The 12,255-nt window shown below is 72.8% G+C and carries 13 protein-coding genes and 1 pseudogene; 6 read left to right on the top strand and 8 right to left on the bottom strand.

The genetic code is table 11. The features are described 5' to 3' along the window. Positions 1-2: 2 nt before the first annotated feature. Together ABZ192_RS28640 and ABZ192_RS28635 are read left to right on the top strand one after the other, a co-directional pair. Positions 3-488: pseudogene (locus ABZ192_RS28640) on the top strand (hypothetical protein); the annotation flags it as partial. A gap of 746 nt (positions 489-1,234) precedes the next feature. Continuing rightward, a complete protein-coding gene (locus tag ABZ192_RS28635; RefSeq protein ID WP_356927357.1) occupies positions 1,235-2,221 on the top strand; it encodes a serine/threonine-protein kinase in 987 nt (328 codons plus the stop codon). 34 nt (positions 2,222-2,255) lie between these two features. Here ABZ192_RS28635 and ABZ192_RS28630 read toward each other — a convergent pair whose 3' ends face one another. Beyond that, the gene (locus ABZ192_RS28630; RefSeq protein WP_356927356.1) at positions 2,256-3,554 is read right to left on the bottom strand and encodes a streptophobe family protein; all 1,299 of its coding nucleotides are present in this window, start codon (positions 3,552-3,554) and stop codon (positions 2,256-2,258) included. A gap of 178 nt (positions 3,555-3,732) precedes the next feature. Here ABZ192_RS28630 and ABZ192_RS28625 point away from each other — a divergent pair, with 178 nt between their 5' ends. Continuing rightward, positions 3,733-4,875 carry a DUF6777 domain-containing protein gene (locus ABZ192_RS28625; RefSeq protein WP_356927355.1) on the top strand — a complete coding sequence of 381 codons (1,143 nt, stop codon included), beginning with the start codon at positions 3,733-3,735 and terminating at the stop codon, positions 4,873-4,875. 52 nt (positions 4,876-4,927) lie between these two features. On the opposite strand, the gene ABZ192_RS28620 is transcribed toward ABZ192_RS28625, so the two are convergent. Next, positions 4,928-5,344: a PRC-barrel domain-containing protein gene (locus ABZ192_RS28620; RefSeq protein WP_356927354.1), complete on the bottom strand. Its 417-nt coding sequence runs from the start codon at positions 5,342-5,344 to the stop codon at positions 4,928-4,930. Continuing rightward, positions 5,341-5,961, bottom strand: coding sequence for a PRC-barrel domain-containing protein (locus ABZ192_RS28615; protein ID WP_356927353.1), 621 nt, complete (start codon positions 5,959-5,961; stop codon positions 5,341-5,343). Before ABZ192_RS28615 ends, ABZ192_RS28620 begins: the two co-directional genes overlap by 4 nt. 217 nt (positions 5,962-6,178) lie before the next feature. Between ABZ192_RS28615 and ABZ192_RS28610 the strand changes: the two genes are divergently transcribed. Beyond that, on the top strand, positions 6,179-6,643 hold the full coding sequence (locus ABZ192_RS28610) for an ATP-binding protein (protein ID WP_356927352.1): 465 nt from the start codon (positions 6,179-6,181) through the stop codon (positions 6,641-6,643). Between the two features lie 131 nt (positions 6,644-6,774). On the opposite strand, the gene ABZ192_RS28605 is transcribed toward ABZ192_RS28610, so the two are convergent. After that, positions 6,775-7,659, bottom strand: a complete 885-nt coding sequence (locus ABZ192_RS28605; protein ID WP_356927390.1) for an RNA polymerase sigma factor SigF — start codon at positions 7,657-7,659, stop codon at positions 6,775-6,777. A 263-nt stretch (positions 7,660-7,922) separates the two neighbouring features. On the opposite strand from ABZ192_RS28605, the gene ABZ192_RS28600 reads away from it, so the two are divergent. Next, positions 7,923-8,351 (top strand): helix-turn-helix transcriptional regulator, encoded by a 429-nt coding sequence (locus ABZ192_RS28600; RefSeq protein ID WP_356927351.1) that lies wholly within the window; start codon positions 7,923-7,925, stop codon positions 8,349-8,351. 22 nt (positions 8,352-8,373) lie between these two features. Here the strand turns inward: ABZ192_RS28600 and ABZ192_RS28595 are convergent, their stop codons facing one another. Then, positions 8,374-8,976 (bottom strand): ATP-dependent Clp protease proteolytic subunit, encoded by a 603-nt coding sequence (locus tag ABZ192_RS28595; protein WP_356927350.1) that lies wholly within the window; start codon positions 8,974-8,976, stop codon positions 8,374-8,376. Next, a complete protein-coding gene (locus ABZ192_RS28590; RefSeq protein WP_356927349.1) occupies positions 8,976-9,617 on the bottom strand; it encodes an ATP-dependent Clp protease proteolytic subunit in 642 nt (213 codons plus the stop codon). The genes ABZ192_RS28595 and ABZ192_RS28590 overlap by 1 nt, the downstream gene beginning before the upstream one ends. 277 nt (positions 9,618-9,894) lie before the next feature. Between ABZ192_RS28590 and ABZ192_RS28585 the strand changes: the two genes are divergently transcribed. Beyond that, positions 9,895-10,377, top strand: a complete 483-nt coding sequence (locus ABZ192_RS28585; RefSeq protein WP_356927348.1) for a VOC family protein — start codon at positions 9,895-9,897, stop codon at positions 10,375-10,377. A 41-nt stretch (positions 10,378-10,418) separates the two neighbouring features. Here the strand turns inward: ABZ192_RS28585 and ABZ192_RS28580 are convergent, their stop codons facing one another. Together ABZ192_RS28580 and ABZ192_RS28575 are read right to left on the bottom strand one after the other, a co-directional pair. Continuing rightward, positions 10,419-11,294: an aminoglycoside phosphotransferase family protein gene (locus tag ABZ192_RS28580; RefSeq protein WP_356927347.1), complete on the bottom strand. Its 876-nt coding sequence runs from the start codon at positions 11,292-11,294 to the stop codon at positions 10,419-10,421. 31 nt (positions 11,295-11,325) lie between these two features. After that, the gene (locus ABZ192_RS28575) at positions 11,326-12,228 is read right to left on the bottom strand and encodes an SGNH/GDSL hydrolase family protein (RefSeq protein ID WP_356927346.1); all 903 of its coding nucleotides are present in this window, start codon (positions 12,226-12,228) and stop codon (positions 11,326-11,328) included. Positions 12,229-12,255 lie beyond the last annotated feature (27 nt).

Here is a 12,255-nt window from a genome sequence, read left to right as displayed (position 1 = left end):
CTGTGACGACTCCTGGATTCCGGCCCACGCACGTGGTCCCGCAGAACGGGATGCCCGCCTGGGAGGCCCCCGACCCGTCCCGGCCCACCGTGGACCTGGACCCGCTGCTGCCGGTGCAGCTGCTGGAGCGGCAGGGCGACTGGGGGCACGTGCTGTGCTTCAACGGCTGGTCGGCCTGGGTCGACGGCCGCCGCCTGGTCGCCGTACCGCAGGATCCGCCCGCCGCGGACGGGCCGCTCACCCGCAGCGCCGATCCGCGTCCGCTGCTGAACCGGGCGCAGGAGGCCCTGGCGCGCTACCGCTCCGCGGTCGAGGACCTCGCGGGCGGTTCGGACCGGGAGTCCTTCCACGCCCGCACGCACGGGCTGCGGATCGGCGTCGTCGTCGACGGCGAGTCCGTGTGGCTCTACGACGCCGCGCACGGGCACTGGGTGTACGCCGACGGCACCCGGGCGACCACGTACGCGACGGACGAGACACCCCGCTCCGACCCGAAACCCCGCCCGGTCGAACCGCCGGCACCGGCACGCACCCCGACCAGGGTCGTCCCCGCGGAGGCCATCGAGGAGCGAGCCCGCTCGGAGTTCGTGCCTCCCGAGGCTCCCGATCCCACGCGGGTGGTGTCGTCGGAGGTGCCCGAGGGCGCGCGGGCCGCGTCTGGCGAGGCCCCAGAGCCCCCGCGGCTGGTGTCGCCGGGCGTCGCGGAGTCCGAGTCCCCTCGGGCCGCGTCGCCTGAGTCCGCGGAGCCGACGCGGGTCGTGTCCTCTGAGGCGTCCCGGCCGGCGCCGTCTGTGCCTTCCGAGGCTCCTGCCCCCACGCGGGTGGTGCCATCGGAGGCTCCTGAGCCCCCTATGGCTGCGTCTCGCGAGGCGCCGGAGCCGCCACGGGGTGCGTCTTCTGAAGCCGCTGAGCCGACACGGGCCCTGCCTCCGGAGGCCCCGGAGCCCACCCGGGTCGTGCCTCCCGAGGCGCCGGAACCGAGGCGGGACGTGCCCCCCGAGGCACCACCCACCCGGGTCGTGTCTCCCGAGGCGCCGGAACCGAGGCGGGACGTGCCCAAGGCACCGCCCACGCGGGTCGTTTCCCCCGAGGCGCCGCCCACGCGGGTCGTGCCCCCCGAGGAGGACGGCGACGCGGCTTCGGACGAGGAGGCCGGTGAGGCTGCCGAGGCGGCGGCCACGCGGGTCGTGGGGGCCGAACCCACCCGGATCGTGTCGCCCGAGGGTGACGTCCGTTGAACCGCGAGACGAGTCTGTTCTCGGGGCGGCCCTCCGAGCTGGTCGGGCAGCAGATCGCCGGGTACCGGATCGAGCAGGAGATCGGGCGCGGCGGCATGGCCGTGGTCTACCGGGCCCGCGACCTGCGTCTGGAGCGCACCGTCGCGCTCAAGCTGCTCGCCCCGGAACTCGCCCGCAACGACACCTTCCGACGCCGCTTCACCCACGAGTCCCGGGCCGCAGCCGCGATCGACCACCCGCACATCGTGCCGGTCTTCGAGGCGGGCGAGACGGACGGAGTGCTGTACATCGCCATGCGGTTCGTCGCCGGCAGCGACCTGCGTCATCTCCTGGACCGGGAGGGCCCGTTGCCGCCCGCCACCGCCGTACGCGTCGCCGCCCAGGTCGCCTCCGCGCTCGACGCGGCCCACGACCACGGGCTGGTGCACCGGGACGTCAAGCCCGGCAACATCCTGGTCTCACGCGGCACCGACAGCGATCACCCCGAGCACGTCTACCTCACCGACTTCGGCCTGACCAAGAAGTCGCTGTCGCTGACCGGCTTCACCACCGTCGGACAGTTCGTCGGCACCCTCGACTACGTCGCCCCCGAACAGATATCCGGCAAGCCGGTCGACGCCCGCTGCGACGTGTACGGCTTCGCCTGTGTCGTCTTCGAGATCCTCGCCGGCCACCCGCCCTTCCTCCGGGACGACGACATGGCCCTGCTGTGGGCCCACCAGTACGACGACGCGCCGCCGCTGACCGAGTCCCGGCCCGACCTCCCGTCCCAGCTGGACCCGGTGTTCGCCAAGGCTCTCGCCAAGCGCCCCGACGACCGCTACCCCTCCTGCCTGACGTTCGTCGCCGCCCTGCGCGCCGCGACGACCGGAGTCGGACCCGGCGCCGGGCCCGCCCCCGCCCGGATGGGCCGGCCGCCGGGGGAGGAGGGGCCGAAGCCGCCCCCGCGCTGGGCCGAACCGGTCTTCGTGCAGCGGACGTAGCGCGGCGACCGCAGCGCAGTCGGTGTGCCCGGTGTCAGCCCGCCCGCTCGGCGCGCACCTCGCCCCGGCGCCGCACGTGCCGCGCCAGCAGCGCCCCGGCGAACCCGGTCAGCAGCCCCCACGGGACGGCCAGACCCACGGCTCCCCACAGCCGGGGTCTGAGGAACAGCTCGCCCGCGAGGCCGCCGCCCAGGTCGCCGATGCCGAGCACGGACAGACCGAAGTGCGCGGAGACGCGCCCGACCAGGCAGATCATGAACACTGTGAGCACGAGCGCGATGGTCATGCGCAGGGCATGCTCCCAGGCCCGTACCCGGGCCGGCGACCGGGCCGCCATCACGAACGCGGCGGCGAGCAGCAGCACCACGTCGACGACCAGCAGCCACCACACCCTGCCGTCGTGCTCGGAGAGCGTCCGCAGGTTCAGCTCGGAGATGTCCGGGGTGCGCAGCACCTCGTCGAGCACATGCGGCATCGGCAGCCCGAACGGCCCCTCCACCCGGCCGTTCCAGGTGGCGCCGAGTCCGATCGTCAGCGCCAGCCACACCAGGTTGGGCATGCCGAGCAGGATCACGGCGAACGTCTCCGCCGCGTGCCCCCGGGTCGCCGCGACGACCAGGGCGACGATCACGCCGATGACGACGTAGGCGAGCAGCAGCGCGACCATCGCGTAGGCGGCCGGCCGCACCGAGGCCTGGAAGCGCAGCAGCCGGGCCGGCAACGGGGCGCCGCGCGACACCAGCAGGGCCAGCACCAGCACACCGGCCAGCCACACCACGCCGACGAACACGGACAGCGGTACGTCGGTGGTGAAACCGACCTTGGGTGAGGCGCCGAACAGATCGCCCAGTTCGCCCAGGTCGTCGTTCCCGAGGGGGATGTCGAACGTGTGGCGGGCGGCGAGGGTCAGACCGATCAGCGCGAGCAGCCACAGGACCGCGATCCTCGCGGCCCAGCCGGCCAGCTCCGCCGTTCCGGCGACCGCGCGGTGCCGCAGGGGCCGCAGGAAGCCCCAGGCGATCACCAGTGCCCCGGTGAGCGTGACGGACAGGGGGATGACGGTCAGACCCGCCTGCGTGTCGGCGAGGTCGCCCGCGCTTCCGGAGAGCTTCACGGCGCCGCCGACGGCGGTGACCACGGTCGCCGCGACGACCGGTGCGAACCCGCCGTCCGGGAGGTCCGCCGCCCCGGCCGCCCACAGGCCCAGCGCGGCCACCACCGCCATGGCGAGCAGCCCGCCGAGCACCGTGACGAGGGCATGCGCCCAGCCGTGGCGGGCGACGGCCCGCTCGCCGGAGGTACGTGCCTGGCCGGAGGAGGTGCGTGAACTCACGCTGTCACGCTAAGCAGCAGTCGTGCCGCACGCCCGTCGGGAGGTCCGTCCGCGTCGGCTTGCGAGCCGTACGGGACAGGAGCACACAATGAACTCGTAGTGGAAGAAGCGGCATGCAACGGGATTTGTCGTCCGACTGTGTGCAGGCCGCAGAGAACCCACGTGGGAAGAAGAGCTCGTGAGCGTCGAACCGCCGTCGTCCGGCCGCCCCACAGGGCCCCCGTCGGGCCCGCTGTCCGGTCCCTCCCAGCCGCCGTCGGGAGGCGGGCCGCCCTCCGAGCCGCCGAGCGGGGGAGGGCAGGCGCCGGAACCCCGCCGCCCCTGGTGGGGGTCGGTACCCCGCGTGGCCCTGATCGCCACCGCCGTCGTGGCCGCCGTGATCCTGGCCGTGGTGCTCACCCGGCCCGACGGCGGCGGCACCGGCGCGTCCGACGGCGGTACCAGCACGTCCGAGGGGGAGGTCTTCCTCCAGCCCGCGGCCGACACCGGCCCGGACCCGTTCACCGAGTCCACGGCGAAGGAGAGCTCGGCCTCACCGGTCTCGCCCTCGCCCACCGAGCTGGCCACGCAGAACGCCGTCCAGGGCGTCCAGGGTGGAGCGCCCGGCCTGTACGGCGGCACTCGCAACGTCGCCAGCTGTGACGTGGAGAAGCAGATCACGTACTTCCAGGGCGCTCCGGACAAGCAGCGGGCGTTCGCCTCCGTCGCCCGCGTCGACCCGCCCGACGTCCCCGCTTACCTGCGCTCGCTCACGCCCGTCGTGCTGCGCATCGACACGCGCGTCACCAACCACGGCTACAGCGACGGCCGCGCGACCAGCTACCAGGCCGTCCTCCAGTCCGGCACCGCCGTCCTCGTCGACGACCGCGGCGTGCCCCGGGTGCGCTGCGCGTGCGGCAACCCGCTGTCCGCGCCGGTCGCCCAGCAGAGCGCGCCGAAGACGACCGGGGACGCGTGGCCGGGGTTCAAGCAGTCGAACGTCGTCGCGGTCACGCCCGCTCCCAAGCCGGTCGACGCCTTCATCGTGTGCGAGCCCGACGGCGAATGGTTCAAGCGGCACCCGGGTGACACGGGCGAGAAGGACCGCAAGACCGAGAAGCCCGACAAGCCCTCGCCGTCGGTGAGCGTCACCACGCCGACGTCGCCGGCCGACACGACCTCGTCGGAGCCCCCCACGAGCAAGCCGCCCGGCTCGGACACGGGGACGTCGTCGCAGCCGCCCACCTCGGACCCGGGGACGTCGTCGCAGCCGCCACCACCCCCGCCTCCGCCTGGGGACACCACCGGGGGCGACACGACGGACCAGCCCCCGGCCTCCTGACCGGGCCGACTCAACCGGGCCGACTCGACCGTGCCGGTTCACTCGGCCCGGCTCATCCGGCGCGCACCACCAGGGCGTAGTCGCCGAGCCCGACCAGGCGATCCGCCGGCAGGTCGCCGTGGGCGGTGCGGACCGCCTCGATGCGGCCGGTCTCGGGTTCGAACACGACGTCCTGGACCGTGCCGAGCCCGTCGCCCGTCTCGGTGAGGATCCTGGCGCCCGGCAGCTCGTGGTGCGGCGGTACCTCGGACGGGGCGGCGGCCGAGCGGACGAGCACGGTGTCCGGGCCGATGGCGTGCAGGGCGCCCCAGGCCAGCACGGACTCCCTGCGGGAGTGCCTGCGGCGCACTCGGACGTGGGTGACCACACCGGCCGGGGCGTCGACCGTCAGGGCCTTCAGGACGCCGATCTCGTCCGTGTCGTCCAGCGTCCGCACCGGCAGTCCCCGGGCCTGCGAGAACAGCATCATGACGGTGCCCCCTCAGGGCCCTCGTGTCCCCCGCTGCCCTCATGCCGCCCATGTCCCTCATGGAAGGCGCCGACCCGGGCGGCGAAGGCCGGCAGGTCGTCGGCCGCGAAGCGGATGGCGTCCGCCGGAACCACCAGCGTCCGTCCGGACACCGCGAGCGTCTCGCCGCGCGGCACGTACACCCGGTGCCGGTGTCGCCCGGAGCCCCGCGCCAGCGCCTTGCCCGCGGCGATCCGGAAGCCCACGACCCGGCCGCTGGTGCCGCCCTCGACGACCACGTCGAGCACCGTGCCCACCTCGGCGCCCTCGTCGGTCAGCATCTTCGCGTGCAGCACCCGGCCCTGCAGGGCCGCGCGGCGCGCCACCGCGACCGGCGTGTCGGCCAGGGCACCGGCGTCGACGATCATGACGGCGTCATGGCCCAGGGAGTGCACGGCCGTCCAGGGCAGGCTCTGCTTCAGCGGGCCCGACAGCAGTCCCCGGCCGCTGAGCGTGAAGCCGGTCACCCGCGCGGCGGCGGTGTCGAAGACGGTGTCCTTGACCTGCGCGACGGCGTCGCCGCCCAGGGTGACCACCGGCAGGGTCGTCAGGCTCCGTGCCGCCCTCAGCTCGTTCATCGCGCGACCTCCGCACCGGGCGGGCCCGCACCGCGATGACCGCCCACGGCCGTCGTCCGGCGGCTGCCGGCCCCGGTTCCCGCCGGGTGCCCCGCGGACAGGGGACAATGCCCGGGGCACCGGACGGGCCGAAGGCCTGTCAGGACTGCGAGGCCCGGCTCGGGGTACGAGCACTGTGCAGAGCGTCCGGCCAGTCCGGCTTCCCAGAGAGAAACGAATGATCGACCACCTGGACGGGGCAGTGATACCGACTGGTTTCGACGTGCCCGTGGAACCGCTGAGGCGGGCGGCACACTACACCGGCGAGCAGGGCTGCATCGCCGAGGCGCGGTCCTTCGCCGCGCTCTTCCTCGACCAGCTCAGGACCGAGTGGTGCGCGCGCATCGACGACCGGGTCGGCGGGGCGGTCCAGCTCGTCGTGAGCGAGCTGGTCACCAACGCCGACCGGCACAGCAACGGGCCGTACATCCTCGAACTCGTCGGCACGGACACCGCGGTGACGGTGTCGGTCTACGACAGCAGCTCCGCACTGCCCCGGATCTTCCCCCGCAACCCCGAGCGCGTCGGACGGCACGGCCTGGAGATCGTCCACGCGCTCGCGGAGCAGGTCAGCGTGGAGCGGGTGCCGGTGGGCAAGCGGGTGCGCGCCGTGCTGCCGCTCGCCGACGAAACCGATCACTGAGCCGTCCACCGACGCCGCCGTCCACCGACGCCCCCGGAGCCGGCACGGAGACGCCCTCGGGAGTCGGCACGGAGGCGGGTGCCGTCCCACTCCCGCGTGTGGGGACGGCACCCGCTGGTCCGCCGGCCGCGTCAGGCGCAGCCCAGCTCGCCCAGCATGCCCTCGCGCAGTCGCGTGATGATCCGCTTGATCAGGCGGGAGACGTGCATCTGCGAGCAGCCCAGCCGCTCCCCGATCTCCGCCTGCGTGGCCTCCTCCACGAACCGCATGTGGAGGATCTGCCGGTCCCGCTCGCTGAGCTCCGCCATCAGCGGGGCGAGCGAGTGGAAGTCCTCGACGAGCCGCAGCCCGTCCTCCTCCACGCCGATGAAGTCGGCCAGGACCGCCTCGCCGCCCTCCGGGCCGTCGCCGGTGAGCGCGGCGTCCAGCGACGACGAGTTGTACCCGTTGGCGGCGATCTGCCCCTCGACGACCTCCCTCTCGGAGATGTTCATCAGGGTGGCCAGCTCGGTGACCGTGGGTTCGCGGTCCAGCCGGCTGGCGAGTTCCTCACGGGCCTTGGCCAGCTCCACGCGCAGTTCCTGAAGCCGCCGCGGCACGTGCACGGCCCACGTCGTGTCCCGGAAGAACCGCTTGATCTCACCGACGATGTACGGCAGCGCGAAGGAGGTGAACTCGACCTCGCGCGACAGCTCGAACCGGTCGATGGCCTTGATCAGACCGATCATCCCGGTCTGGACGATGTCCTCCATGTCGTCGCCGCGGCCCCGGAACCGGCCGGCCGCGAACCGCACGAGCGACATGTTCATCTCGATCAGCGTGTTGCGCGCGTACTGGTACTCGTGGGTGCCCTCTTCGAGTTCCGTCAGGCGCTGGAAGAACTGGCGGGAAAGCTCCCTGGCGTCCCGTGGAGCCACCGACCGCGGGTCCACGACCGGCAGTGCTCCGTCACCCGTGCCGGCCTCCGCGTTCTCTTCGACGACCTGTGCCTGCGACCGGATCACGGCGGTCTCCATTACCTCTCCCATGAACGTCACGGCGGACATCTGCCTAGGTCCCTCCGGGTTGCGGGTACCCGGTTCCGTGCCACACATGCGCGGCCGTTCCGCATCCGCGGACCGGACTCGACCGGCGCCGGGTGCCCGGGGCAGGGGCGGACAGACCGCACGGCGGAGCCAGGGCGCCCCAACACCGCACGGACTGCGGCCCGTTCGGCGATTCCACCCAGAGCGGAACGCCGTCCCCTTCCCCTGGCGACCATGACTCCTAGGCTGGAGAAGTGAGCAACCACGTGCCGAACGAAGCCCGCGTCATCCCCCTGCGCCCGCCCGGCGCGCGAACCCAGGCCGCCCGTCCGGTCACCGCTCCGCCCCGCCACGGGCCGCCCGCTCCCGCTCCGAAGGAGCCCCTGTGGCGCGACCTGGTGGGTGACGTGCTGCGACGCGAACGTCTCGCGCAGGAGCGCACGTTGAAGGACGTCGCCGACGCGGCCCGGATCTCCATGCCGTACCTGTCGGAGGTGGAGCGCGGCCGCAAGGAGGCCTCCTCGGAGGTCCTCGCGGCCGCCGCCCACGCCCTCGGACTGGGCCTCGGCGACCTGCTGTCGAGGGCTCAGGGCGAACTGACCCGCGTCACCTCGCGGTACACGGGCGGCGGCCGCCGCGGGGTGTCCGTTCCGTCGCACGACGGACTGTGCATGGCCGCCTGAGCCCGGTGGGCCGGCCGGCGTCTCAGACCCGCACGAGACGCCGGCTGAGCACCTCGTCGGCCAGTCCGTAACTCACCGCCTCCTGCGCGGTGAACACCTTGTCGCGGTCCATGTCGGCCCGCAGGGTCGCCACGTCGTGGCGGGTGTGCCGGGACAGCACCTCCTCCACCTGGGAGCGGATCCGCACCATCTCCTTGGCCTGCAGCGCCAGGTCGGAGACCATGCCGCGCTGCCCGCCGGTCGCCGGCTGGCCGAGCAGCACGCGCGCGTGCTCCAGCACGAACCGCCGCCCGGGGTCCCCGCCGGCCAGCAGCACGGCCGCGGTGGAGGCCGCCTGCCCGACGCAGCACGTCGAGATCGGCGTCCGCACGTACGACATCGTGTCGTAGATGGCCATCAGGGAGGTGAACGAGCCGCCGGGGGAGTTGATGTAGACCGAGATCTCGCTCTCCGGCGCCGACGACTCCAGATGGAGGAGCTGCGCGATGACGACGTTGGCGACGCCGTCGTCGATCTCGGTGCCCAGGAAGATGATCCGCTCGTTGAGCAGACGGCTGAAGACGTCGAAGGACCGCTCGCCCTGCGGGGTGCGCTCGATGACGTTCGGAATCGTGTAGCTCCCCATCACTGCAGCCCCATCCTGCGTCGCGTCGTGGCCGGGCGGACGTCGTCGAGGGATTCCACGACCCGGTCGACCATGCCGTACTCCCTGGCCTCCTCGGCCGTGAACCAGCGGTCCCGGTCGCCGTCCCGGGAGATCGTCTCCGGGCTCTGGCCGGTGTGCTCGGCGGTGATCCGCTCGATGGTCCGCTTGGTGAACTCCAGGTTCTCCGCCTGGATCTCGATGTCGGCGGTGGTGCCGCCGATGCCCGCCGACGGCTGGTGCATCATGATCCGCGCGTTCGGCAGGGCGTAGCGCTTGCCCGGCGCGCCGACGCTGAGCAGGAACTGGCCCATGCTGGCGGCGAAGCCCATCGCCAGGGTGGAAACGTCGTTCGGGATGAGCCGCATCGTGTCGTAGATGGCGAGTCCCGCGTGCACCGCCCCACCGGGGCTGTTGATGTACAGGCTGATGTCGGTGCGCGGATCCTCCGCGGACAGGATCAGCAGCTGGGCGCAGACCCGGTTCGCGGAGACCTCGTCCACCTGCGTGCCCAGCAGCACGATGCGCTGTGCGAGCAGCTGGGCGGCCAGATGGTCGTCGAACCGGGTCGGAGGCGTGTCGCCCTCCTCCGCCCGCGGGGCGAGTGTCGAGAGTGGAGTCATTGGTTCTCCTCGTCTGACGAGTCGTGGCAAGTCGTGGCACAAGGCCCGCGGACGTGCCGCGGGCGTGCCGTCGACTCCACTCTTGGCCTCGGACGATGCCCGCAGACCGATTCTCTGCCCTTGGCAGATCCGCTCCCGGCAGAGCACGCCGTCGCACAGCCGGTGCGGAACGCGGGCCGTGGCGCCGCCCGCCGAAATGCCGCCCGCCCGGCCGATGAGTTTCCGGGCGTGGACCGGTCGACACAGATGACAGCGATCCACGCTCCTGGAGGTACTCATGGCATCCGACGGTTTCACCACGTGTCTCTGGTTCGACGGCCAGGCCGAGGAGGCCGCCCACTTCTACGTCTCGGTCTTCAAGAACTCCAGCATCGGAAAGACTGCCCGCTACCCCGAGGGAGCGCCCCAGCCCGCCGGCAGCGTGATGACCGTCGAGTTCACGGCCAACGGCCACAGGTTCCTCGCGCTCAACGGCGGCCCCATGTTCAAGTTCACCGAGGCGGTCTCCTTCATGATCTTCTGCGAGAACCAGGAGGAGATCGACTACTACTGGACCAAGCTCACCGAGAACGGTGGCGAACCCGGCCCGTGCGGCTGGCTCAAGGACCGGTTCGGCGTGTCCTGGCAGGTCATCCCCGACCGGCTCGACGACATGATCACCGACCCGGACCCGGCGAAGGCGGCCCGGGTGACCCAGGCGTTCATGGCGATGGGCAAGTTCGACATCGCCGCCCTGGACCGGGCGTACGCCGGCGAGTGAGGCACCCCCTGACAGGGGCAGGAACCCTTTCCTTTCTGCCCCTACCGGGACTCGGCCAGGATCTCCCCGATCACATGCCGCGAGTTCTCCGCGACCGGCGGATTGGTGTCCCAGTAGTACGGCAGCGCGATGACCGCGATCGACAGGGCCCAGCCCCGGCCGCGTGCCCACTCGGCCTCGTCCGCGTCCACGGCCTCGCGGAAGAGGCCGCGGACCTCGGAGGGCAGCAGACACCAGGCGCTGATGAGGTCGACGGCGGGGTCGCCCACCCCCACCGTGCCGTAGTCGATCACGGCCGCCAGTCGGCCGTCCCTGACCAGCAGGTTCCCGGCCATCAGATCGCCGTGCGCCCAGCGCGGCGGTCCGGCGTACTCCGGGGCGCGCAGGGCCCGCTCCCACAGGTCCGTCACCGCCGCGGTGTCGATCCGCCCCGCCAGCTGCGCGAGCGCCTCCCGCATGAACCGGTCCCGGGCCGCCAGCGGCACACCCCGGTAGCCGACCGGGCCCTGCGCCGCGTCGATCCGGCGCAGGGCGGTGACATACGTCGCCAGGTCCTCGGCGAGCGGTCCGGGTTGCTCCAGCGTGCCGGGCACCGGGTTGCGGCCCTCCAGCCATCTGTAGACCGCCCAGGGCCACGGGAAGCCGTCGCCGGGCTCACCCCGCCCGAGAGGCTCGGGCGCTGCGGTGGGCAGCCCGGGAGCCAGCCGGGGCAGCCAGCGCAGTTCGTGCGTGATGCCCTCGACGGCGCGGGGATGCCGGGGGAGCCGTACGACCTTGTCCGCGCCGAGCCGGAACATGGCGTTCTCCGTCCCGGAGGACTCCAGGCGCCGCAGGGGCAGCCCGGCCCACCGCGGGAAGCGTCCCGCGATCAGCCGGCCGACGAGCGAGACGTCGATGTCCACTTCGTCCTCATGCATTCGCACCGCGCACATGGCGCTATTCGAGCGGTCAACTCGCCGACTGTCGAATGCTTTTCGTGATCTCCCGGGCGATGCGCAGGATGCCGGGGGAGCGGACCGGGCAGGGTTTCGGCGTGGACGTCGTGGGCGCCAGACAGAAGTGCAGGTAGTCGTCGTCCCGGTGCAGGGCCGTCCGGTCGCGGGACGGCTGGGTGCAGTAGTCGGGATGGGCCCGTTCGTAGGCGGTGCACGGCAGGTACTGCGTCCAGGCGTAGCGGTCCGAGCCCGGACTCACCGCTTTCCCGGCGTCGGCGACGATGCCGCCCGTCGTGGCGGCCAGCCGCTCGTACAGCCCGTTCACCCGGCGCACCCGGTCCGGCGTGATCGGGTCCGGGCCCTGGAGCACCCACACGATCCGCGGCCGGTGGGAGCCGCCGGCGGTCGTGATCTGCTCGACGAGCCTGCGCGCGTCGGCCTCGTACCGCTGGAAGTACCGCTTCCGCGAACCGTCGTACGTGATCCCGTCCATGCACCAGGTGAAGTCCCAGGCGTTGCCCCAGAACTGCAGCACCACGAAGTCCGGACGCACCGACCGCACCAGGGCGGCCGCCTTGGCCCGGGCCGGGACGAGGGACCGCTCGGCCGTGCCCTCCAGGTAGTCGCACAGGGTGGTGCCCGAGTAGGGGGCGCTCGTGTACTTCGCTCGCAGGTCCCGGCGCAGCTCCTGGCCGAGGACCTTGTGGTTCTCCGTGGCGAGCGAGTCGCCGAGGTACAGCACGGTGGGCGCCTTCACGGGGGCCCGGACGCTGGGTGAGGCCGGGGCACGCTGGTGCGTGGTCGCGGACACCGCCGGAGCGGACGGCGGGGGAGTGCCGGGCCCGGACGACGGATCCCCGCACGCACCGAGCAGCAACCCCGCCACCAGCACACCCACGATCCACGGTCTGCGCATACGGCAACTCCCGCCCCGGGCCGGTGA

It is taken from the genome of Streptomyces sp. NPDC006235 (assembly GCF_040613735.1).
GTDB lineage: Bacteria > Actinomycetota > Actinomycetes > Streptomycetales > Streptomycetaceae > Streptomyces.
Note: the sequence above shows the minus strand (reverse complement) of the source record. Positions and strands in the feature narration are given on the sequence as shown.